This window comes from Thioalkalivibrio denitrificans (assembly GCF_002000365.1).
Taxonomy (GTDB): Bacteria; Pseudomonadota; Gammaproteobacteria; order Ectothiorhodospirales; family Ectothiorhodospiraceae; genus Thioalkalivibrio_A; species Thioalkalivibrio_A denitrificans.
On record NZ_MVBK01000057.1, the window covers coordinates 1 to 22,905 of the forward strand.

The following is a 22,905-nucleotide window of genomic DNA, read 5'->3' on the forward strand; positions in this document are numbered from 1 at the left end:
GTTAATCCTGTCCGATTGCATTTCATCCTGTTAATCCAGAAAAATCCTGTTCATCCTGTCCATTCGGATCCAACGATTGCCCACCCTACCCACCCAATGGCACTGGCTCGATCTGGGCGAACTGGATCCGCTGGATCTGCATGCCGCGTACACCGGGGTGGCGCGTGCCATGGGGCCGGATGACAGGCCGGTGGTGCTCTGGGCTCGGCCCGCGCAGGCCCACGTGAGCGTCGGTGCCAGCCAGTACCCGGATGCGGACCTGGATCTGGAACGATGCGAGGCCCTGGGTGTGCCGGTGATCCGGCGCCCCCTTGGGGGCGGGACGGTGTGGCTCGACGGCGATCAGGAGTGTTTCGTCTTCATCGTGCCGGCGCGGCGGGTGCCCGGGGGGCACCGGGGTCTGTTTGACCTGTGTCTGGGGCTGGTGTCGGACTGGTTCCAGGGCATGGGCCTGCCTGTTCAAAGGATGGCGGGGCGGGATCTGTGGGTGGGGGATCGCAAGATCCTGGGCAGCGGTGCGGCCACGGAGGGCAAGGCCCTGGTGCTGGGTGCCAGCGTGCTGAGGCATTTTCCGTTCACGCGCTTCGCCGAGTGCATCCGGGCGCCCGGTCCGGGTTTCCGGCAGTGGCTTGTCGAGGCACTGGAGGCGGGCATGACCGACTGGCGGAGCCAGGGGATCGACCCGGACACAGGGGCACTGCAGGCGGGACTTCGAGACACCGCGCGGCACCGACTTGGCTGGACGTTCTCCGATGGCAACCTGTCGGACGCAGCGCGCGACGCCATCACGGCGGCCCGCGAGGAACTTGCCGAACCGCTGGAAGAGGGCGGTGGTCGCCGTCATGTCCCGGACGGGATCCGCATCAACGGGCGCTGTTATCTGGTGGAGCGGTCACTGGACGGCGGCTGGCTGCGGCTGCTGCTGGACGACGGCAGGATCGGGCGCGCGGCCGCCGCCGATCCGCAGGCGCACGCCGCGCTGCAGGCCTGCGTGGGCGAGCCGGTGCAGGAGGCCCGAATCCTCGGACGTCTGGCCGGGCGCGTGCCTGGTGCTCATGCCGAACGGCTGGCAGGCTGTATCTGCGCCCTGTACGAATCCATACCCCCGTGAACCGAAACATGGCCGAACCCACGATCCAGGCGCGCATGCAGCGCCGCTTCATCCTGATGACCACCGACGCCGACATGCGCGCGCGCATCCGGGAGGCGACGCCGTCACACTGGACCTGCGTGGAGGCGACGGACCTGGAGGCGCTGGGCTCGTGGAACGAGGTGCTGCTGCACCGGTTCCTGGTCATCGACCTGGACGAGTTCGACGCCTTCGATCCCCTGGACGTGATCCACGTGCTGCGCCGGGAGCACCAGATCAATATCCCGGTGTTCTGCTTTGGCGGCGACGAAGACATCCGGGACGAGATGCGCCTCGCCCGCGCGGACCGCTTCTTCAGCCGCGACGAAATGCTGGAGATGCTGCCGAGATTCTTCGAGCAGTATCAGTGGGGGGAATAGGGGGTCGATTGCGCACCGGTCATGAACGCAGAGGACGCGGAGGCGCGGAGGGCGCAGAGAATCCCGGGATCCATAGCGCGAGAGAACGGCCGGGGCTGCTTTCTCACTGGTGCTTTCTTGTAACTTCTTTGCGCTCTCCGCGCCTCCGCGTCCTCTGCGTCAGTGCCCCGCAATCCGAAAATCATCCGACCCACGCATGCTCGGTGACGTCTATGCGGATGTCCTGTCGGAAGGTCTGGTCGTTGCCCTCGATGATCAGTGTGCCTACGCGGGTGCCGGGCGTGTCGTAGCTGAAGCGGCACTCGAAGGTGCCGGGCAGGTTTACGTTGGTCTCCCCCAGGGTCTCGCCTTCGCCTACGAAGCGGGCCTTGGCGGTGCCGGAACCGTTGAGCAGCACCTGGAGCCGGAACTCCTCGTTGACCGGGCGCCGATAGGCCTCCGGGTCCCGGTTGACGTTGTACTGCAGGTTGTTCAGTTTGATGAGCTTGACCAGTTTCATCTTCCACTCCCCGGGGCCCGGGTGATGACTGGGCGGATGGGCAGGGTATATTTTAGAGTCTTTGCGGCCTTGCGTCTTTGCGTCGAGGCCTTTCTGATCCCCATGACCATCACCCCACCCGCACGGCGCTCACGATCAGGGCGTCGCGTGACCGGTGGCTGGACGCACCCTGTGAAGGCGAAATCAGGCCCGAGGTACGGGAAGTGCTGGACTGGCTCCTGACGGGCCACCCGGCCCTCGCCGTTCGCAGATGATACCCTTGGGCCGGCGAAACCCCTGGGCCCGATACGGGTCCCAATCACGTGAACCCACTCACAACACATTGAATGAGGATGAAATCATGCTGAGCCAAGTCCGACGTAGTCTGCCCCTGCTGCTGATCCTGTGCGCGCCCGTTGCCCTCGCCCAGCAGGGCCATGAGCACCACGGACACGATCATCACCACGGCGCAGCCGACGCGGACGAGCCGCCCTCCGTGCAGGCATACCGTGAGGTCAACGACCGCATGCACCACGACATGAACATCGCCTTCACCGGTGACGCGGACGTGGATTTCGTGCGAGGCATGATTCCGCACCACGAAGGCGCCGTCGGCATGGCCGAGGTGGTCCTGGAGTACGGCGAGGACCCGGAGATCCGCAAGCTGGCGAAGGAGATCATCGAGGCGCAGAAGGAGGAGATCGAAATGATGCGCCGGTGGCTCGCGGAGCGGGGTCACGACTGATCGGCACATGTTGGCGGCACATCCAGGTCCGACTGTTTCACCCGGCTGGTCGCGAGTCCCGCGGTCTCTCGGGACCTCGGATGAAACAGTCGGCCCATGGATGACGTCATCCTGATCCCCGGCTACGCCAATGCCAGGGCCACCCGCGCCTACGCGGAGGCCCGGGTGGCTTCGGGCGATGCGGCCGAGGGGCATTACAGCGAGTTCCTGCGCGCGCGCATGCGGCTCTCCAGCCTCGGCGTGGGCACCTTCGGCGGCGAGGCGAGCCCGCAGGTGGATACGGCCATCAGCACGATTGTCACGCGGGCGCTCACCCGGGGCATCAACGTGATCGACACCGCCGCGCATTACCGCTACGGACGTTCGCTGGCGGCCGTCGGGGCCGGGGTCCGCGCGGCACTTGCGGCGGGCGTGCCGAGGGAGGCCATGTTTCTCCTCTCCAAGGGCGGGTTTCTGACCCTGCGCGGTGGCCCGCCGGCATACATGAACGCCTGGTTCGAATCCGAGATCGTGGCCCAGGGACTCGGCACGAAGGCGGATCTCGCCAAGGGCACCCACCTGCTGACGCCCGAGTACATCAATTATCAGATCGAACTGTCCCGCAGCCTCATGGGCGTCGAGACGCTGGATGCCTTCCTGGTGGATCAGCCGGAGGTGCACATCCCGGAGATCGGCAAGGAGATGACGAATCGCAAGCTCTCCGCCGTGTTCCGGGTGCTGGAGCGGGCCGTCGAAGAGCAGCGTATCCGTGCCTACGGCATTTCCACCTTCGACGGCTTGCGGGTGGAGACGGACGCCAGGCTCTTCCAGTCCATCACGTCCATGCTGGGGCTGGCAGAACGTGCGGCACGGGAGGTGTCGGGAAACGACGCTGCCCGGCATCACTTCCGGGTCGTGATGATGCCCTTCAACCAGGTGATGCCGGAGGGCTTCACCCGTTTCAACACCGCCACGGGGCAGGGCAACGTGGCATCGCCCATCCAGGCGGCCCACCAGCTCAAGGTCTACATGATGGCCTCGCACACCCTGCTCAAGGGCCATCTGGCCAGCCAGTCCGTGGACGTGGTCGCCGAGCGCCTCGCCGATCTGCCCAATGCCGCCCAGCGGGCCATGCAGTTCAACCGCTCTACCCCCGGACTGGGCACGTCGCTGGTGGGCATGAGCACGCCCGAGCACCTGGACGACATGCTGGCCGTGGCGAAACGTCCGCCCATGGAGCGCAAGCAATACCTGGCAATGTACAGGAAGGCCGAGTGACAAGAGGCAAGAGGCAAGAGGCACAAGGGTTTTAACTCCAAGGAGATTTTCTTCGCGTCCTTGGCGCATACCTTTGCGCCCTTCGCGTTCCGGCTTTTGAATTTCAATGGCGTCGATGGGCGCTCACTCGCACACCCCCGGGGACCGGCGGGGGCAGGTGGGAGGCCGAAAACCACAGGAAGTGCGCGAAATTTCCGGTTTTCGTGAAATTTGCGACGCTTCATATTAGTATTGGGCGCTTTCCCCGCCGAATGCGACGGGGCGGGTCCGTGCGCCTCTCCGGCGGGGTGCGGGCCCCCACACTCACCACCTTCACAGTAGCAGGAGACCAGACCGTGGAACTCACCGGTGCCGAGATCTTTGTCCGCTGCCTGCAGGAGGAAGGTGTCGATCTTATTTTCGGGTACCCCGGTGGCGCCGTTCTGCACATTTACGACGCCCTGTACAAGCAGGATAAGGTTGCACACATCCTCGTGCGGCATGAACAGGGGGCGATTCACGCCGCCGAAGGTTATGCCAAGTCGACGGACAAGCCCGGTGTGGCCCTGGTCACCTCCGGTCCCGGCGCCACCAATGCCATTACCGGTATCGCTGATGCCTACATGGATTCCGTGCCCCTGGTGGTCTTCACCGGGCAGGTGCCCACACACCTGATCGGCAACGATGCCTTCCAGGAGGTGGACACCGTGGGCATCACGCGCCCCTGCGTGAAGCACAATTTCCTGGTCAAGAACGTCAAGGAGCTGGCCACGGTCATCAAGAAGGCGTTCTACGTGGCCACCTCCGGGCGCCCCGGCCCCGTGGTGGTGGACATTCCCAAGGACGTGACGGCCCACAAGGCGGAGTTCAGCTATCCCAAGACCATCCGGATGCGTTCCTACAACCCGACGATCAAGGGTCACTCCGGCCAGATCAGGAAGGCCATCGACCTGATCCTCACCGCGCGCCAGCCCATCATCTACACCGGCGGCGGCGTGATCCTGGGGCGCGCGTCGAAGTCGCTGACCGATTTCACGCGCCTGCTGGGCTATCCCATCACCAACACCCTGATGGGCCTGGGCGGATACCCGGCCACGGACAAGCTCAACGTGGGCATGCTGGGCATGCACGGCACCTACGAGGCCAACATGGCCATGCACCACGCGGACCTGGTGATCGCCATCGGCGCGCGTTTCGACGACCGGGTGACGGGTAACATCGAGAAGTTCTGCCCTTACGCCCGGATCGTGCACGTGGACGTGGATCCGTCCTCCATCTCGAAGAACGTGAAGGTGGACGTGCCCATCGTCGGCCAGGTGGACAACGTGCTCAAGGCCATGATCAAGGAAATCAAGGCCGATCCGCGCAAGCCCGACGCCGAGGCGTTGAAGGCCTGGTGGAAGCAGATCAACGAATGGCGCGCCATGGACTGCCTGAAGTACGACCGCGAATCCAAGCTGATCAAGCCGCAGCACGTGATCGAATCGCTGTGGAAGGCCACCAAGGGTGACGCGTTCGTGACCTCGGACGTGGGACAGCACCAGATGTGGGCGGCGCAGTTCTACAGGTTCGACAAGCCCAACCGCTGGATCAACTCCGGCGGCCTCGGCACCATGGGCTTCGGCCTGCCCGCGGCCATGGGTGTGCAGCTGGCCCACCCGGGCGCCACGGTCGCCTGCATCACCGGCGAGGCGAGCATTCAGATGTGCATCCAGGAACTCTCCACCTGCCTGCAGTACCAGCTGCCCATCAAGGTGGTGAACCTGAACAACCGCTACATGGGCATGGTGCGCCAGTGGCAGGAGTTCTTCTACCAGGGCCGGTATGCCATGTCCTACATGGACGCGCTCCCGGATTTCGTCATGCTGGCCGAGGCCTACGGGCACGTGGGCATGCGCATCGAGAACCCGGGGGATGTGGAGGGTGCCCTCAAGGAGGCGCTCAAGCTCAAGGACCGGCTCGTGTTCATGGATTTCATTACGGATCAGTCCGAGAACGTGTATCCCATGATCCCGGCCGGCGCAGGCCAGAACGAAATGATCCTGGTCTGAGGGCGGGCGCATCATGAGACATATCATCGGCATACTGATGGAAAACGAGTCCGGCGCCCTGTCCAGGGTGGCCGGCCTGTTCTCGGCCCGCGGCTACAACATCGAGTCGCTCACGGTGGCGCCCACCGACGACCCCACGCTGTCGCGCCTGACGCTGGTCACCAGCGGCTCCGACGAGATCGTCGAGCAGATCGTCAAGCAGCTCAACAAGCTCGTGGACGTGGTCAAGCTCATGGACCTGACCGAGTATCGGCACATCGAGCGCGAGATGATGATGGTGAAGCTGCGCGTCGGCAGGGACGATCGTGACGAGGTCAAGCGGCTCACCGACATCTTCCGCGGCCGGATCATCGACGTGAGCGCCGCCACCTACGTGGTGGAACTGACCGGCGACAGCGCCAAGCTGGACGCCTTCATCGAGGCACTGCGCCCGTTCGAGGTGCTGGAGGTGGTGCGTTCCGGCGTGATGGGCATCGCCCGGGGCGATGTCGCATTAAAGATTTGAATTCAGATACAAGGTACAAGGTACAAGGGCAAAGGGGTAAAATCCCCGGCCTTTAACCCTTGTACCTTGTACCTTGTACCTTGTACCTAATCTTTCGGGGATTTACATCATGCAGGTTTATTACGACAAAGACGCGGACCTTTCCATCGTTCAGGGCATGAAGGTCACGATCGTGGGGTACGGTTCCCAGGGCCATGCTCACGCCAACAACCTCAAGGATTCCGGCGTGGACGTTACCGTTGCGCTGCGTCCCGGTTCGGCGTCCGCCAAGAAGGCGGAGGGTGCCGGCCTCAAGGTGCAGGGCATCGAGGATGCGGTGAAGGGCGCGGACCTGGTCATGATCCTCGCCCCGGACGAGCACCAGGCGGCCCTCTACAGCGAACAGGTGGAGCCGAATCTGAAGTCCGGCGCGGTGCTTGCGTTCGCCCACGGCTTCAACATCCACTTCGAGCAGATCGTGCCGCGCTCGGATCTCGACGTGATCATGGTGGCCCCCAAGGGCCCCGGGCACCTGGTGCGCTCCACCTATACTCAGGGCGGCGGTGTGCCGAGCCTGATCGCCGTCTACCAGGACGCCTCCGGCCGGGCGCGCGACATTGCGCTTTCCTATGCGTCGGCCAACGGCGGCGGTCGGGCGGGCATCATCGAGACCAGCTTCAAGGACGAGACCGAGACCGACCTGTTCGGTGAGCAGGCCGTGCTGTGCGGCGGCACTACCGCTCTGGTCCAGGCCGGTTTCGAGACACTGGTGGAGGCGGGTTATCCGCCCGAGATGGCGTACTTCGAGTGTCTGCACGAGCTGAAGCTGATCGTGGATCTCATGTATGAAGGCGGCATCGCCGACATGCGCTATTCCATCTCCAACACGGCCGAGTACGGCGACATCACCCGCGGTCCGCGCGTCGTGACCGAGCAGACCAAGGCGGAGATGAAGAAGATTCTCTCCGAGATCCAGACCGGCAAGTTCGCCCGGGAGTTCATCCTGGAGAACAGGGCCGGGGCCGCGACGCTCAAGGCCAGCCGCCGCATTGCCCGCGAGCATCCCATCGAGGTGGTGGGCAGCCGCCTGCGCGATATGATGCCCTGGATCAAGGCCAACAAGATCGTCGACAAGTCGAAGAACTGATCCAGAGGCAAGATACAAGTGGCAAGAGGCAAGAGGGGGCTTCGGCCCTTTCTTGTCTCTTGGGGTTTGACGCTTGTATCGTTGTTTGATGCTTCCCCTTGCTCCTGAAGGTCGGCCCTACGTCACCCTGTCGGCGGTGGTGGTTGCGGGCAGTCATGTCCTGTTGGCGCCGCAACTGGCATGGCCGAGCTGGATACTGCTGGCGGCCACACTGTTCCTGTTTCGTGACTTCAGCCGTGAGATCACGCCGAAGGCGCTGGCGGTGGTCAGCCCGGTTGACGGGGTGGTCACTGAGGTCGCGGAAACGCGTGATCCCTACCTGGGTCGACCGGCACGCCGGGTGAGTATCCGCCAGTCGCTTCTCGGTGAATTCAATGTCCACAGTCCGGTGGAAGGCAAGGTTCACGAGCGCTGGTGGCCGGGCAAGGAAGGGGTGAAGGACGACGTGCCGCCGGAGGAGTTTGCTGTGTGGGTGCAGACTGACGAAGGCGAGGATGTGGTGTTCGCCGTGGAACTGGGCAGCCGCTTTCGTTTCCTGCGCTGTGGTATCCAGTCGGGTGAACGCATGGGCCAGGGCAGGCGCTGCGGATTTCTGGGATTCGGGCTTCCCGTCCACACGTATCTTCCGCAGAACAGCCGGGTGGAAGTCAGTGCAGGCCAACGTGTGCGGGCGGGCAGTGATATTATCGGTGTACTGATTCGCAAGCAGAGCGAAGACAACTGACATGTCGGAATCCGAAACCGAGGTCAGTCCCAAGGTCCGGCGAGGCCGCAGGGGTATCTACCTGCTGCCCAACCTGTTCACCACGGCGGCCTTGTTCGCGGGGTTCTACGCCATCGTGGCGGCGATCAACGGCCACTTCACCGCGGCGGCCGTCGCGGTGTTCGTCGCCATGGTGCTCGACGGCGTCGACGGGCGCGTGGCCCGCATGACCAATACCCAGAGTGCCTTTGGTGCCGAGTACGACAGCCTCTCGGACATGGTGTCGTTCGGCCTTGCACCGGCGCTGGTGGTCTACCTGTGGGCGCTGGTGGACCTTGGGCAGGTGGGATGGGTGGCGGCCTTCTTCTATGCCGCCGCCGCCGGCCTGCGCCTGGCCCGCTTCAACACCAAGGTCGGTGTGGCCGACAAGCGGTTTTTTCAGGGCCTGCCGAGTCCCTCCGCCGCCGCCCTGGTGGCGGGCATGGTCTGGGTCTGGCACGAGTTGGGTTTCGAGGGCACGGATCTGGGCATCATGGCCGTGATCGTGACCGTGATCGCCGGCGCCCTGATGGTCAGCAACATCACCTACTTCAGCTTCAAGGACATGGACTTCCGTCACCGGGTGCCCTTCTTCGTGGTGCTGGTGATCCTGGTGGGCCTGATGCTGGCGGCCCTGGATCCGCCCAAGGTGCTCTGGGCCGGATTCCTGCTCTACGCTCTGTCAGGTCCGGCGCTCAGCGTCATCCGTTGGCGTCGGCGACGGACTAGGGGAGGTGAAGACAAGGACGAAAGCGGAAAGCAATAAGAAAGATGAAACCGTCTTTCTGCTGATTCAGCGACGAATTCCTGCGGCCCAATACCGAGTGACTCGGCTCGTGCAAGGTCCGGCATTCGCGAGAACGCCACCATGAGGGGGTTGGCCACCGTGCACTCATGGTCGTGCATCTCTAATGTGCCCCGCTGTCGAATATCCGGGTTCTGTACTGCCAACGACGTGCGTTGTAACAAAAGACGGAGACCGTCGAACGATTTTGCCGAAGGGTTCGCGCCAATGAGATCAAGCATCGTCTCAGTGATCCCCGTGCCAGCGTGGAGCATGGCAACGCCTTTATCAGAGTTCTCAGTTGCTTATCGCACTCCTGCATTTCTAGGAGCAAATTCTCCAATTCATGTATGGTTTGTTCCGTTGGTCTGAAACCGATGTTCGACGCGTGATTGTCGTACAGCACGTCGAGGATCTCTACGACGGCCTCTTGTTCCTCGTTCGTCATTCCCATTGGCTTTTTCCCTTCCGTGGATGCAGCGTTACTTTGTGGAGCCGATGATAGATTGGAGGACTGGCCACGTGATGCCGTTGGTCGAGATTTCGAGGAAGTCCTCACGCCCTTCCATCGCCACGAAGATCAGGTGATCGAATCGCCCCCACTTTACGGGTGCGGCATATGCTTTAACCTGTCCGTGTACAAAGGCGTATGCCTCTTCTGTATATTTGAAGTATGCACCCTTACTGTCCATGGCAAAGCGCCATATAACCTTATCGACAAGGGTGCTGGGTTCAGGGTCGTTCGGGGTGATTGTGAACACCAATCGTGGAAAGTCGGCTCCAGTGAGAGATTGGGGCTCTGCCCCCTTTGTCGATACGGTCGCTACAATTTCATCGATTCGCCTCAGGGCGATAGCCAATGTTCCTTCTTTGTATCGGATGACAGCCAGGTCGAGCGCGGGTTGAAACTGGACTTCCAGCGGATCGGAGGGAATGGACATTCGGTAGGCGCCAAGACGAAATGGCATCCCTGACTGGAGGGCCTCGGGCCAGGGGCGTTCCACAGCGACGATCTCACATCCCGGACCGCGGCACTGAGGGATAGACAAGTGACTATCCGGCCCGGCTATGACCCCGAAGAATGGGTGGGCCGTAAAGAGAAGCAACACGACTAAGCAAACAACCTTCCATGTGTTCTGTTGCATGGGTCCCTCCATTGTCCCACTCCGGGGGAGTTGGGCATTCGGCAATTCTGGTGCCCGAGGCTAGTGTCCTGAGTCAGAGATTCGTTGCATTTCAGAGCCCCGCACAAGACCCAAGGCAAGGCGCGGGCCGCAGGCAATGGCAAGCCCTTGGCAAGGNNGGCCTGCCCGTCCTTCGCTCGAGCGCCTTGCCCCACGCCCGTACAGGCCCGCTGAAATGCAACGAATCTCTGACTCAGGACACTAGCATTCCCCCCGAAAGCCCGTCAATTTTCCGCGTCGGCGGTGGAATCGGGTGTTTGGTGGCCGAGGTGGAGGCTACGGCCACCATGGGTGGCTATCTGAGGTTGGCTTGCGTTCAGAGTAGTTCCTTGATACCTTTAGACCAAGTCTAATACGTGGCTGACCCCCAACAGGCATCCATGCCATACGCCCACATCCAATTCGTTGGTTCAAACTCTCCCCGCCGGGGCGAAGTTGGTGTGTGCGCTCTCTCCCTGCTTGTCCTGCGACTGCCGCGCTAGCGGCATCTTCCCTGTGCCTGGCGAGGCCAAACGCACCCTGAATCCGTTGTTCCGTCCTTCCGGGCGGGATTGCCCGTAGCGGGCGCGGAATCCGTTAGAATCCGTGAATTGATTTCAGGCCGGGGGACCGGCCGGCAGGAGAGAGAACCATGTCAGGCAGCGACAAGCTCTATATTTTTGATACGACCTTGCGCGACGGCGAGCAGAGCCCGGGCGCGTCCATGACCCGCGAGGAGAAGGTGCGCATCGCCAAGGCGCTGGAAAAGATGCGCGTCGATATCATCGAGGCGGGCTTCCCCATCGCGAGTCCCGGCGACTTCGAATCCGTGCAGGCGGTGGCCCGCGCGGTCAAGGACAGCACCGTCTGCGGGCTGGCCCGGGCCAAGGATACCGACATTGATCGGGCCGGCGAGGCGCTCAAGGGCGCCAACTCGGCACGCATCCACACCTTTATCGCCACCTCGCCCATCCACATGCAGCACAAGCTGCGTATGAGCCCGGACCAGGTGCTGGAACAGGCGGTCAAGGCGGTCAAGCGGGCTCGCCAGCACACCGACAACGTGGAGTTTTCCCCTGAAGACGCGGGGCGTTCGGAACTGGATTTCCTGTGCCGGGTGATCGAGGCGGTGATCGATGCCGGGGCGACCACCATCAACATCCCCGACACGGTGGGGTACAACATCCCCGTGCAGTTCGGCGAGCTCATCCGCAATCTGCGCGAGCGCATCCCGAATGCGGACAAGGCGGTGTTCTCGGTGCATTGTCACAATGACCTGGGCCTCGCCGTGGCCAACTCCCTGTCGGCGGTGCTCAATGGTGCCCGGCAGGTGGAGTGCACCATCAACGGTCTGGGCGAGCGCGCCGGCAATGCGTCGCTGGAGGAGATCGTCATGGCCGTGCGGACGCGCCAGGATGTCTTTTCCTGTGACACGACCCTGGACACCACCCAGATCGTGCCGTGCTCACGGCTGGTGTCGGGCATCACCGGGTTCCCGGTGCAGCCCAACAAGGCCATCGTCGGCGCCAATGCCTTCGCCCATGAGTCGGGCATCCACCAGGACGGCGTGCTCAAGCATAGGGACACCTACGAGATCATGCGTGCCCAGGACGTGGGCTGGAGCGCCAACCGGATCGTGCTCGGCAAGCACTCGGGCCGAAACGCCTTCCGGACCCGCCTCAAGGAACTGGCCATCGAGTTCGAATCCGAGGAGGAACTGAACGAGGCCTTCGCCCGTTTCAAGGATCTGGCCGACCGCAAGCACGAGATCTATGACGAGGATCTGCAGGCCCTGGTCACCGAGGCGGCTGCAGCCATGGAGAACGAGCGCTTCAAGCTGGTCTCGCTGCGGGTCTGCTCGGAGACCGGTGAGGTGCCGCTGGCCTCCGTGACGCTTAGCGTCGACGGCGAGGAGAAGAGTGGCAGCGCCGAGGGCAGCGGTCCCGTGGACGCCTCCTTCAAGGCCATCGAGACCATCGTGCCCAGCGGCACCGAACTGCTGCTGTACTCGGTGAACAACATCACCAGCGGGACCGACGCGCAGGGCGAGGTGACCGTGCGGCTGGAGAAGGCGGGCCGCGTGGTCAACGGGCAGGGCGCGGACACGGACATCGTGATTGCCTCTGCCAAGGCCTATCTGAGCGCGCTGAACCGCCTGGCCGATCCCGACTCCCGGGCGCACCCGCAGCTTGGCGATGTCTGAGGCCGCGGCGGGCCCCCTCCCCAACCCTCCCCCGCAAGCGGGGGAGGGGGCGTTGTCTTGCTCGTATCCACGAAGCTTTCCCTCCGGAAAGCATGCCCTGCGCTTCCCCCTCCCCCTCAGGGGGAGGGTCGGGGAGGGGGTGGTTTTGTCGGCCGGCCAGTTGCACCTGACCTGCCTATGACTTCCGAACAGCGACAGCGTTACCTGGATGCCATGGGTATCCAGCACTGGGTTCTCCGGGGGACGGCTCAAGCGTACCCGGAGACGCTTGCACCGGCGGGCCGGTCGACGGCCGACGACATTGCCCTGCCCGACTGGGATGAACTGGCTGCCAGGGTGGCGGCCTGCACCCGCTGCGCCGAACTGGCCGCGTCGCGCACACAGACGGTATTCGGGGTCGGCGACCGCGAGGCCGAGTGGCTGTTCGTCGGTGAGGCGCCTGGCGCGGAGGAGGACCGTCGCGGCGAGCCGTTTGTGGGGCGGGCCGGAAAACTGCTGGACAGCATGCTGTTTGCCCTGGGTCTCAAGCGGGGGCAGGGGGTCTATATCGCCAACATCCTCAAGTGCCGCCCGCCCGGCAACCGGGACCCGCGTCCCGAGGAATCACAGGCCTGCCGTGGCTATCTGGACCGCCAGATCGACCTGATCCGTCCCCGCGTCATCGTGGCCCTGGGCCGCATCGCCGCCCAGAACCTGCTGGAGACCGGCGAGCCGCTGGCCCGGCTGCGCGGCAAGGCACTGAACTATCGGGATATCCCGCTCGTCGTCACCTATCATCCTGCCTACCTGCTGCGCCAGCCCGCCGACAAACGCAAGGCCTGGGAAGATCTCTGCCTGGCCCGTCGTGTGATGGGGGTCTGATCGCGCTGCTGCGTGCCTTGCGGAAGCGGGTGGTCCGTTGCAGAGTGAATGTAATGGACAGGATGAACAGGATTTTTGAGGATTTACAGGATGAAAGGCAATTAGACAGGATTAACAGGATTCACATGATTTCAAAGCGCTTTTAATCCTGTTCATCCTGTCCATTCTAAGTGTCAAGGAGACAAAGGTCGGACCGATAGCCTTGAGTGCCATTCTCAGTACAAATCCGCGGCTTCGTCCCATGCGTCACGAGGATCTGGACGAGATCATGGGCGTGGAAGTGCGCGCCTATCCCTATCCGTGGACGGAGGGTATCTTCCGGGACTGCATGCGGGTGGGCTATTCCTGCTGGGTCATGACGGAAGCGGACAGTCTCGTGGGCTACGGTGTGATGTCGGTGGCGGTCGGGGAATGTCACGTGCTCAATCTGTGCGTGCGGCCGGAATGCCAGGGGCAGGGATACGGGCGCACGCTGCTGCGCGCCCTGCTCGAGCAGGCACAGGGCCGGAATGCGCAAACCGTCTTCCTGGAGGTCCGGCCGTCCAACACCCCGGCCCTGCACCTCTACCTCAGCGAAGGTTTCAACGAGGTGGGCCTGAGAAAGCGCTACTACCCGGCGGAGCGCGGCCGGGAGGATGCGCTGGTCCTGGCCCGTGCCCTGGTGGAGTAGTCGAGATTCAATATTCAATATTCAAGATTCAAGATTCAAAGGGGTGGCACACCGGTACCCGGCCATGCCCCCTTGAATATTGAACCTTGAATTTTGAATCGCCTCAACGTCAACCGATCCTCAGCACGCGCGTTCTAACTCCTGAAGGCCGGCAATCCGCCGGACCACGACATTCAGGAGCACATCATGAGCAAGCTTTCCCGTACGATGCTGACCGTTGGAATCATCGGCGCCTTGGCGCTGTCCGCCCCCCTGTTGGCCAGTCAGTTTCATGGCCACGCGGGTGACCGGGAGGCCCGGCATGGGCATCATTCCCACATGATGATGGCCCGTGAACACCGCGGGGGTGAGTACCACCGCCAGGGGCGCGGCCATGAGCACCGGGCGCAGATGAGTGACGAGGAGCGCAAGGCCTACCGCGAGGAACGGCGCGTGCACTTCACGGCCATGCGCATGCACTGGGACACGCTGTCGGATGAGGACAGGGCTGCCTACAAGGAACAGGCGCGCGAGCGCATGGCCGAGCGTCGTGCGGCCTGGGAGGCCATGAGCCCCGAGGAACGCGAGGCACGGCGCGCCGAGATGCGCGAGAAGATGCAGGAGCGCCGCGGCGGGGGCAACCACCGGCATTGAGTCGACATCCGCGGGGTGACGGGTTCTGACCCGGCCCCGCGTTCCTTCACCAGGATCCGGGATGGCCAGGGTTGAATCGGACGGGACACCATGACAACGAAGCCCGACTTGACCGGTTCCTGGCGGATGTCCAGGCGCGGGCGGTTCGCATGGCGGCGCTGGCGCTGGATGACCGTGAAGCGGCACTGGATGCGGTGCAGGACGCCATGGAGAAGCTGATTGCCCGCTATGCGGATCGACCCGACGAGGAATGGCGGCCGTTGTTCTGGCGTATTCTGCAGAACCGGATCATGGACGCACACCGGCGACGCAGCGTGCGCAACCGTGTGGTTTCCCTGTTCGGTTTCGGCGGCGGGCACGACCCGGATGGACACGGCCCTGAACCGGAAGACTGGGTCGACACCCGCACACCGGAGCCCGATCGGGCACTGAACGATGCGCGCTTCGGCGCGGCACTGGAGGCGGCGCTGGCGGCACTGCCGCTGCGCCAGCAGCAGGCCTTCCTGCTCAGGGTCTGGGAAGGCCTCGACACGGCGGAGACGGCCCGCGCCCTGGGCATCAGCGAGGGCAGTGTGAAGACCCATGTACACCGCGCCGTGGCCGCCCTGCGGAAACGGCTGGAGGCATACGCATGACACCGGACAATCCCGAACGAGACGCATCCCCGGGTGCCGACCCCCTCGTGGAACGGGTTCGAGCGGTCCTTGAACGGGACACCGCCCTGGAGCACGGGGAGGCGGCACGGCTCGCCGAGGCCCGTCGCAAAGCCTTTGCACAACGCCACGCGACGCGGCGCCGCGCGCCTGCCTACGGCATCGCCGTGGCAGCGTCTCTGGTGCTCGTGGCCGGTTTGCTTTTGTTGCGCCCCGGCGGTCTCGAGCCCCTCCCTTCGCAGCTGACGGAGGTGGCGGAACTGGAATTGTTGCTGGGCCTGGAAGAAGAGGATGCTGTTCTGGATCCCGAGTTTCTGGCCTGGGCCGTGGAGGAGCACGGCTGATGCACAGCGCAGTTGCCGGTCTCCTCTTGTGCTGCCTGCTGGCCGGGGCGTCGCCTGTGTGGGCCGGTCACGGGCACCACGGTTCGGGGCATGGGCATCACGGCTATCTGAAGATCGCCGAAGCACCGGCCCCCGCCTGGTCGGAACTCAGCCGCGAAAAGCGGGCCCTGCTGGCACCCTACGCGCAGACGTGGGATTCACTGCCTGACGGACAGCGTCACCGCCTGTTGCGCGCCGCCGAACGCTGGCGGCACATGGACCCCGAGGAGCAGGCCCGCTTTCGCGAGCGCCTGGAACGTTTCAGGGACATGGATCCGGAGGAACGCGCCCGGGCCCGCGAGCGCTGGGAACGCTTTCGTGCCCTGCCGCCCGAGGAACGCGAGCGGCTGCGGCAACGCTGGGAGGCCATGAGCCCGGAGGAACGCCAGGCCGCCCGCGAACGCCACCGCCGCTGGCGCGAACACCTTCAGACCCTGCCCGAGGACGAGCGCGAGGCCCTGCGCGAACGGCTCCGACAGATGGACCCGGAGGAGCGCCGGAGGCTGATGGAGACGGGTCCGGGTGGGGGTTGAGAGGCGTTTTTTGCCACAGAGGGCACAGAGGGCACAGAGTGAAAGGCGGGCTTGATGGACTTTCGTAGGTCGGGCTTCAGCCCGACAGCGATGTGACTTCGGCGCGCCCTGGCGTCGGGCTGAAGCCCGACCTACGCAACGTCGCTTTTCATTTTTCTCTGTGACCTCTGTGCCCTCTGTGGCAAAAAACGCCTTTTCTTCAGCCCTATCCCCCCAATCAGTTACAATAACCGGTTTCCATCAGCACCAGATCCCCAATGAGTTCCAGGCACGCCACCGAGACTGCCCGCCGGCGCACGTTTGCGATCATCTCGCACCCGGACGCGGGCAAGACCACCATGACCGAGAAGCTGCTGCTGTTCGGCGGCGCCATCCAGCTCGCCGGCACCGTCAAGGGCCGCAAGGCGGCGCGTCATGCCACGTCCGACTGGATGGAGCTGGAGAAGCAGCGCGGCATCTCCGTCACCTCGTCGGTCATGCAGTTCCCGTACAAGGGGTGCATCGTCAACCTGCTGGATACGCCGGGCCACGAGGACTTCTCCGAGGACACATACCGCACCCTGACGGCTGTGGACTCGGCGCTCATGGTCATCGACGTGGCCAAGGGCGTGGAGGAGCGCACCATCAAGCTCATGGACGTGTGCCGCCTGCGCGACACGCCCATCATGACCTTCATCAATAAGCTGGACCGGGAGGGCCGCGAGCCCATCGATCTGCTGGACGAAGTGGAGAAGGTGCTGAAGATCCAGTGTGCCCCGGTGACCTGGCCCATCGGCATGGGCAAGCGCTTCAAGGGCGTCTATCACATCCACCATGACGCCGTGCACCTGTATTCGCCAACCCATGGCGGAAAGATTCAGCGTGGCGAGGTGATCCAGGGCCTGGACAATCCGCGCCTGGACGAGGTGCTGGGCGGGCAGGCCGCGGAACTGCGCGAGGAACTGGAGCTGGTGATGGGCGCCTCCCACAGCTTCGACAAGGAAGCCTACCTGGCCGGTCGCCAGACACCGGTATTTTTCGGCTCGGCCATCAACAACTTCGGTGTGCAGGAGCTGCTCGACGACTTCGTCGAGAATGCCCCGGGACCGCAGCCGCGCGCGACGGAGACCCGCACCGTGGATCCGTCCGAGGAGACCTTCAGCGGCTTCGTGTTCAAGATTCAGGCGAACATGGATCCCCAGCACCGGGACCGCATCGCCTTCCTGCGTGTCTGCTCCGGCACTTTCAGGAAGGGCATGAAGATCCATCAGGTGCGCATCGGACGCGACGTGAAGATCAGCGACGCGCTCACCTTCATGGCCTCGGACCGCGAGCATGTGGAGGAGGCCTATCCGGGGGACATCATCGGCCTGCACAACCACGGCACCATCCGCATCGGCGATACCTTCACGCAGGGCGAGCAGCTGTCCTTCACGGGCATTCCCAACTTCGCCCCGGAGCTTTTCCGGCGCGCGCACCTGCGCGACCCGCTCAAGATGAAGCAACTGCAGAAGGGGTTGCAGCAGTTATGCGAGGAGGGGGCCACGCAGCTCTTCCGTCCCCTGGTCAGCAACGACCTGATCCTGGGCGCCGTGGGCGTGCTGCAGTTCGACGTGGTGGCCCATCGGCTCAAGGCCGAATACAACGTGGACGCCAGCTTCGAGAACGTCAACGTCCAGACCGCACGTTGGGTGAGCTGCGACGACGGCCGCAAGTTCGAACAGTTCCGGGACAAGGTCGCCGCCAACCTGGCCGTCGACCACGGCGGCGACCTGGTCTACATCGCCCCCACCCGCGTGAATCTGCAGATGGCCCAGGAAAAATGGCCCGAGGTCCGTTTCCACGCCACCCGGGAGCATGGTGCCGGCGGTTGAGGTCTTGTATGTTTAACCACGAAGCACACGAAGGCCACGAAGTGATTCAAGAAAATATTCCTCTCGCAAAGACGCAAAGCACGCCAAGAAATGCTTTTGAATAAAGATCTCTTGGAAGTTCTTTGCGGGCTTCGCGCCTTCGCGAGAGAACATTCTTTTTCTTTTCTTCGTGATCTTCGTGTGCTTCGTGGTTAAACGGATTCTTCGGCAGGGCTCAGGGGGGGCGGCAAGATGCAGACATGGATTCTGACGGGGTTGCTGGTGCTGTCGCTGTTTGCGAATGGGTACCTGCTGGCGGAGCGGGTGGGGGCGCCGCCGCAGGCGCAGCCGGTGCAACCCGAAGCGGCCCTGGTGCGTGATCTGCAGCGCCTGCTGGACGACCTGGATGCGGAACCGGAATGGCGTTATCGCTTCGTCAGCCTCGGCCGGTTCGCGCAAGTGCGCCAGGAGCGGCATCGCGGGCAGCAGGAATTGCTCAGACACGAGTTGTTTGCGCTCCTGAGCGGGACCGCCACGGATTTCGATGCGGTGACGCAAGTGTTGGAGAACATGGAGCGCGAGGACAGCCACTACCGATCCAGACTCCTGCAGCAGTTCATGCTCCTGTTGCCGGATCTGGACGCGCCGCGCCGCATGCTCCTGCTGGAGCGCCTTCGGTTGCTCGACGTGGATTTTGATGACTTCGCGCTGCTGGAGCGCTTGCAGCCCTGAGACAAGCCCCGGGGTTGTTCGCCCGGTACCTTGGGCCGCTTGGGCATAGGGAAACGATCCCGGCTGCCCTTACTTGCCTCTTGTCTCTTGCCTTTAGCCCGCATATCTCACCACCCTTCTACTGCGGCCGCCNNTGGTGAGATATGCGGGCTATAGCCTTCTTATCCTTTCCAGCTGCGCGTCCAGTTCCTTGAGGGTGGTTTCCAGCTCGCTGACGCGTGTGCGTTCCTTCTCCACCACGTCCGCGGGGGCGCGTTCCACGAAACTCGGGTTGGCCAACTTGGCGCTGCACACGTCGAGGTTCTTCCGCACCCTGGCCTGTTCCTTCTCGAGTCGTGCTATTTCGGCATCCTTGTCGATGAGGCCCGCCAGCGGGATGAGCAGGCGCATTTCGCCCACCAGGGCCATGGCGGATTCCGGCGCCTCGTTGCCGGGCTCGAGCCAGGTGACGGACTCGGGTTTAGCCAGAAAGCCGATGAAGGCTTCCGCCTCGTCGTAGCGCGCCCGGTCGCTGTCCCGCCAGTTGTCGATCAGAAGGGGCAGGGGCTTGCCGGGGGAGATGTCCATTTCGGCACGGATGCGGCGCATACCCAGGATGAAGGTTTTGACCCACTCGATTTCCGATTCGACTGCCGCGTCCTTGCGGTCTTCATCCGATTCGGGATAGGGCTGGTGCATGAGCGTATCGCCCCGGCTTCCGGCAAGCGGGCCCACCTGGCGCCAGATGGCCTCGGTGATGAAGGGTATCACGGGGTGCATGAGGCGCAGCAGGGTGTCCAGCACGCGCACGAGTGTCCGCCTGGTCCCGCGCTGAGCCTCGACGGTGGAATCGCCGGTCAGCACCGGCTTGGACAGTTCCAGGTACCAGTCGCAGTACTCGTGCCAGGTGAAGTCGTAGAGCGCCTGCGCGGCCAGGTCGAACCGATAGGCGTTCAGCTGTGCGCGCACCTGGCCGATGACGTCCTGCAGGCGTGACTCGATCCAGCGATCTGCAAGCGACAGTTCCACCGGCTCGTCGCCAAGCCCCGTATCCTGCCCTTCGGTGTTCATGAGCACGTAGCGGGCCGCGTTCCAGAGTTTGTTGCAGAAGTTGCGGTAGCCTTCGATGCGGCCAAGGTCGAACTTGATGTCCCGTCCGGTGGAGGCCAGCGAGGCCAGTGTGAAGCGCAGGGCGTCGGTGCCGAAGGCGGGAATGCCCTCGGGGAAGTGCTTGCGGGTGACCTTCTCGATGCGCTTCGCCATCTGCGGCTGCATGAGGCCGCGGGTGCGCTTGTCGATCAGATCGTCCAGGCTGATGCCGTCGATCAGGTCGATGGGATCCAGGACGTTGCCCTTGGACTTGGACATCTTCTGGCCTTCGGAGTCGCGGATCAGCCCCGTGATGTACACCTCCCGGAAGGGAACATCGCCCATGAACTTCTGGCCCATCATGATCATGCGGGCCACCCAGAAGAAGATGATGTCGAAACCCGTGACCAGCACGTTGGTCGGGTAGTAACGGGACAGCTCCGGTGTTTCGTCCGGCCAGCCCAGGGTGGAGAAGGGCCAGAGCGCGGAACTGAACCAGGTGTCCAGCACGTCCGGGTCCCGGGTGAGCTTCACCCCGCTGTCCAGCTTGTACCTGGCGCGCACCTCGTCCTCGTCGTGAGCCACGTAGATATTGCCCTGCTCGTCGTACCACGCGGGGATGCGGTGGCCCCACCAGATCTGGCGGGAGATGCACCAGTCCTCGATGTTGCGCATCCACTCGAAGTAGGTCTTGCTCCAGTTCTCCGGCACGAAGCGGATGCGGCCGTCCTCCACGGCGGCGATGGCCGGTTCCGCCAGCGGGCCGGCCTTCACGTACCACTGGTCCGTGAGGAAGGGTTCGATGACGGCGCCGGTGCGGTCGCCCCGGGGCACCATGAGCTTGTGGTCGTCGATGCGCTCCAGCAGGTCCTGCGCCTCCAGGTCGGCAATGATCCGCTTGCGTGCATCGAAGCGGTCAAGACCCCGGTAGGCCTCCGGGGCCTCGTCGTTGATCTTCGCGTCCACGGTGAAGATGTTGATCACGGGCAGATCGTGACGCTGCCCCACTGCGTAATCGTTGAAGTCGTGCGCCGGGGTGATCTTCACACAGCCGGAGCCGAACTCCGGGTCCACGTAGTCGTCCGCGATCACCGGGATGGTGCGACCGGTGAGGGGAAGCTCGACCTGCCTGCCGATGAGGTGGTTGTAGCGCGCGTCCTCCGGATGCACGGCGACGGCTGTGTCGCCCAGCATGGTTTCAGGACGCGTGGTGGCCACCACCAGGTGTCCGGAGCCGTCGGCCAGCGGGTAGCGCATGTGCCAGAGGGATCCCTGTTCCTCTTCCGAGATCACCTCGAGATCGGAAACGGCCGTGTGCAGCACGGGATCCCAGTTCACCAGCCGCTTGCCGCGGTAGATGAGTCCCTCGTCGTAGAGACGCACGAACACCTCGCGCACCGCCCTGGACAGACCGTCGTCCATGGTGAAGCGTTCGCGATCCCAGTCGATGCTGTTGCCCAGCCGGCGCATCTGGCGGGTGATGGTGTCCCCGGATTCCGCCTTCCATTGCCAGACCCGCTCCAGGAATTGCTCCCGGCCCAGGTCATGACGGCTGACACCCTCGGCCGCCAACTGGCGCTCCACCACCATCTGCGTGGCGATGCCCGCATGGTCCGTGCCCCCCTGCCAGAGGGCGTCGGCGCCGCTCATGCGCTGATACCGGATCAGCGTGTCCATCAGCGTGTGCTGGAAGGCGTGACCCATGTGCAGGGTGCCGGTCACGTTGGGCGGCGGCAGCATGATGCAGTAGGGGGTGCCATTCCCGCTCGGCCTGAAATGACCGGCGCGCTCCCATTGCTCGTACAGGGACTGTTCGATGGCGCGGGGGTCGTAGGTCTTGTCCATGGGATCCGGGTCGGGGTGCGGTGGCCGAAAAGCCGGCATTATACCGGAAGCGGTTGGGGTGTTGGCTGCGCGCGGAACGGCTCAGGCGCGGTACAGTTGCCGTGTTCAGTCCTTTCCGGAATCTTCCGGGGAGGAGGGAGGCGCATCGCCCAGGGAGGCCATGACCGCGTCCACCAGCTTCGTGCGCAGTTCGGGCAGGTGCTCGGCGAGGATCTGCTCTGCCAGGGCGTCCACCCGCGCACGCAGAGCTTCGTCCAGTGAATCGACATCCATGGCCGGTGTCGCCTCCACCACCTCTTTCTCCGGCACCTGTTCCAGCGAGTGAAAGGGCAGATCGTCCAGCTCATCCAGCTGCAGATCGATGTCGAGTTCGTTGGGCATGGTCGGAGACGCGGTGTCAGGCGGGACGTCGGCGCTGAGGCGCGACATGGCCTTGTCCACCAGCGATGCACCCTCGTCCGACGCCGGAGCGTCCGGTCCGACTGCCTGAGGCCCGTCGGGCCCGGTGGGCTGCTCGGTCACCTCCGGTGGCGCGGTCGTATCGGCAGGGGCTGCATCGTCAACGGCTGGTCCCTTGCCCGATCCGGCCTTGATCAGCTTGGTCAGCGTGGGGATGCGTGGATCGTCGGGGGACTGGGTCATTAGCGTGCACCCAGCCGGTGATGGGTCAGGGCGTAGCCGCGCTCCTTGTAGAAACGGTACCGTTGACGGCCCGCGTCGCGGATGTTTGCTTCCTGGTTGACGATCTCCGCCACCCGTTCAAACCGGCTGAAGAAGAGGGGCACTTCGTCGTCAAGGTTGACCAGGATCTCGCCGGCCGAAGCCGGTTCCCGTTCGTGGCAGATCTGCACCGGACAATGCGGGTCGTCGCCTTCCACCTCGTGGGGCACGAAGGCGGTGTCACGGAAGGTCCAGAGCAGTTCGTCCAGTTGTCGGGAAAGCGCCGGAGTACCGGTGTGCACGTGCACCCGGTGGCCCAGACCGAAGGCCTTGTGGATCAGCCGGCACGCCGTCTGCAGGCGTCGGCGCGGGTCGTCGTCCTCGAGTACGTAGAAGTCGATGCGGGTCATGAAAAGGCAGGTACAAGGGCAAAGGTGCAAGATACAAGGGAAAACCCGTGGAATTTATCATCGTGGGTCAGGTGTTCAGCCTG

Annotated in this window: 23 protein-coding genes; 18 read left to right on the forward strand and 5 right to left on the reverse strand. The window is 63.8% G+C overall.

The window, feature by feature from the left end:
* Positions 1-76: 76 nt before the first annotated feature.
* Both B1C78_RS09715 and B1C78_RS09720 read left to right on the forward strand, forming a co-directional pair.
* Positions 77-1,111 (forward strand): lipoate--protein ligase family protein, encoded by a 1,035-nt coding sequence (locus B1C78_RS09715; RefSeq protein WP_077278967.1) that lies wholly within the window; start codon positions 77-79, stop codon positions 1,109-1,111.
* 8 nt (positions 1,112-1,119) lie between these two features.
* Positions 1,120-1,509: a hypothetical protein gene (locus tag B1C78_RS09720; RefSeq protein WP_077278968.1), complete on the forward strand. Its 390-nt coding sequence runs from the start codon at positions 1,120-1,122 to the stop codon at positions 1,507-1,509.
* Positions 1,510-1,690: 181 nt separating this feature from the next.
* On the opposite strand, the gene B1C78_RS09725 is transcribed toward B1C78_RS09720, so the two are convergent.
* Entirely contained in the window at positions 1,691-2,008 is a 318-nt protein-coding gene (locus B1C78_RS09725; protein ID WP_077278969.1) for a hypothetical protein, read from the reverse strand.
* A 340-nt stretch (positions 2,009-2,348) separates the two neighbouring features.
* Here B1C78_RS09725 and copM point away from each other — a divergent pair, with 340 nt between their 5' ends.
* From copM to pssA, 7 genes are all read left to right on the forward strand, one after another.
* Positions 2,349-2,732, forward strand: a complete 384-nt coding sequence (copM, locus tag B1C78_RS09730) for a CopM family metallochaperone (RefSeq protein ID WP_077279039.1) — start codon at positions 2,349-2,351, stop codon at positions 2,730-2,732.
* A gap of 96 nt (positions 2,733-2,828) precedes the next feature.
* A complete protein-coding gene (locus B1C78_RS09735; protein ID WP_077278970.1) occupies positions 2,829-3,989 on the forward strand; it encodes an aldo/keto reductase in 1,161 nt (386 codons plus the stop codon).
* Positions 3,990-4,324: 335 nt separating this feature from the next.
* Complete coding sequence (locus tag B1C78_RS09740) at positions 4,325-6,019, forward strand: acetolactate synthase 3 large subunit (RefSeq protein ID WP_077278971.1); 1,695 nt, start codon at positions 4,325-4,327, stop codon at positions 6,017-6,019.
* 13 nt (positions 6,020-6,032) lie between these two features.
* On the forward strand, positions 6,033-6,524 hold the full coding sequence (gene ilvN / locus B1C78_RS09745; protein ID WP_077278972.1) for an acetolactate synthase small subunit: 492 nt from the start codon (positions 6,033-6,035) through the stop codon (positions 6,522-6,524).
* A gap of 109 nt (positions 6,525-6,633) precedes the next feature.
* Complete coding sequence (gene ilvC / locus B1C78_RS09750; protein ID WP_077278973.1) at positions 6,634-7,650, forward strand: ketol-acid reductoisomerase; 1,017 nt, start codon at positions 6,634-6,636, stop codon at positions 7,648-7,650.
* Between the two features lie 88 nt (positions 7,651-7,738).
* Positions 7,739-8,374, forward strand: coding sequence for a phosphatidylserine decarboxylase (locus tag B1C78_RS09755; protein WP_077278974.1), 636 nt, complete (start codon positions 7,739-7,741; stop codon positions 8,372-8,374).
* 1 nt (position 8,375) lies between these two features.
* Positions 8,376-9,158, forward strand: coding sequence for a CDP-diacylglycerol--serine O-phosphatidyltransferase (pssA, locus tag B1C78_RS09760; RefSeq protein WP_077278975.1), 783 nt, complete (start codon positions 8,376-8,378; stop codon positions 9,156-9,158).
* A gap of 500 nt (positions 9,159-9,658) precedes the next feature.
* Here the strand turns inward: pssA and B1C78_RS09765 are convergent, their stop codons facing one another.
* Positions 9,659-10,321 carry a hypothetical protein gene (locus B1C78_RS09765; RefSeq protein ID WP_139349884.1) on the reverse strand — a complete coding sequence of 221 codons (663 nt, stop codon included), beginning with the start codon at positions 10,319-10,321 and terminating at the stop codon, positions 9,659-9,661.
* 670 nt (positions 10,322-10,991) lie between these two features.
* Between B1C78_RS09765 and B1C78_RS09770 the strand changes: the two genes are divergently transcribed.
* The 9 genes from B1C78_RS09770 (at position 10,992) to B1C78_RS09810 (ending at position 18,839) form a co-directional block, all read left to right on the forward strand.
* Positions 10,992-12,542 (forward strand): 2-isopropylmalate synthase, encoded by a 1,551-nt coding sequence (locus tag B1C78_RS09770; protein WP_077278977.1) that lies wholly within the window; start codon positions 10,992-10,994, stop codon positions 12,540-12,542.
* 177 nt (positions 12,543-12,719) lie between these two features.
* Complete coding sequence (locus B1C78_RS09775) at positions 12,720-13,403, forward strand: uracil-DNA glycosylase (RefSeq protein ID WP_077278978.1); 684 nt, start codon at positions 12,720-12,722, stop codon at positions 13,401-13,403.
* A 202-nt stretch (positions 13,404-13,605) separates the two neighbouring features.
* Positions 13,606-14,073: a ribosomal protein S18-alanine N-acetyltransferase gene (gene rimI, locus B1C78_RS09780; protein ID WP_077278979.1), complete on the forward strand. Its 468-nt coding sequence runs from the start codon at positions 13,606-13,608 to the stop codon at positions 14,071-14,073.
* A 186-nt stretch (positions 14,074-14,259) separates the two neighbouring features.
* The gene (locus tag B1C78_RS09785; RefSeq protein ID WP_077278980.1) at positions 14,260-14,706 is read left to right on the forward strand and encodes a hypothetical protein; all 447 of its coding nucleotides are present in this window, start codon (positions 14,260-14,262) and stop codon (positions 14,704-14,706) included.
* A gap of 71 nt (positions 14,707-14,777) precedes the next feature.
* A complete protein-coding gene (locus B1C78_RS09790) occupies positions 14,778-15,341 on the forward strand; it encodes an RNA polymerase sigma factor (RefSeq protein WP_077278981.1) in 564 nt (187 codons plus the stop codon).
* The gene (locus tag B1C78_RS09795; RefSeq protein WP_077278982.1) at positions 15,338-15,703 is read left to right on the forward strand and encodes a hypothetical protein; all 366 of its coding nucleotides are present in this window, start codon (positions 15,338-15,340) and stop codon (positions 15,701-15,703) included. The genes B1C78_RS09790 and B1C78_RS09795 overlap by 4 nt, the downstream gene beginning before the upstream one ends.
* Positions 15,703-16,275, forward strand: coding sequence for a DUF3106 domain-containing protein (locus B1C78_RS09800; RefSeq protein ID WP_077278983.1), 573 nt, complete (start codon positions 15,703-15,705; stop codon positions 16,273-16,275). The genes B1C78_RS09795 and B1C78_RS09800 overlap by 1 nt, the downstream gene beginning before the upstream one ends.
* Positions 16,276-16,532: 257 nt before the next feature.
* Positions 16,533-18,128 carry a peptide chain release factor 3 gene (locus tag B1C78_RS09805; RefSeq protein WP_077278984.1) on the forward strand — a complete coding sequence of 532 codons (1,596 nt, stop codon included), beginning with the start codon at positions 16,533-16,535 and terminating at the stop codon, positions 18,126-18,128.
* 231 nt (positions 18,129-18,359) lie between these two features.
* Positions 18,360-18,839 carry a hypothetical protein gene (locus tag B1C78_RS09810; RefSeq protein ID WP_077278985.1) on the forward strand — a complete coding sequence of 160 codons (480 nt, stop codon included), beginning with the start codon at positions 18,360-18,362 and terminating at the stop codon, positions 18,837-18,839.
* Positions 18,840-18,989: 150 nt separating this feature from the next.
* Here the strand turns inward: B1C78_RS09810 and B1C78_RS09815 are convergent, their stop codons facing one another.
* The 3 genes from B1C78_RS09815 to B1C78_RS09825 form a co-directional block, all read right to left on the reverse strand.
* On the reverse strand, positions 18,990-21,752 hold the full coding sequence (locus B1C78_RS09815) for a valine--tRNA ligase (RefSeq protein ID WP_077278986.1): 2,763 nt from the start codon (positions 21,750-21,752) through the stop codon (positions 18,990-18,992).
* Positions 21,753-21,857: 105 nt separating this feature from the next.
* On the reverse strand, positions 21,858-22,394 hold the full coding sequence (locus B1C78_RS09820; protein WP_077278987.1) for a hypothetical protein: 537 nt from the start codon (positions 22,392-22,394) through the stop codon (positions 21,858-21,860).
* Positions 22,394-22,822: a DNA polymerase III subunit chi gene (locus B1C78_RS09825; RefSeq protein WP_077278988.1), complete on the reverse strand. Its 429-nt coding sequence runs from the start codon at positions 22,820-22,822 to the stop codon at positions 22,394-22,396. Before B1C78_RS09825 ends, B1C78_RS09820 begins: the two co-directional genes overlap by 1 nt.
* Between the last annotated feature and the right edge of the window lie 83 nt (positions 22,823-22,905).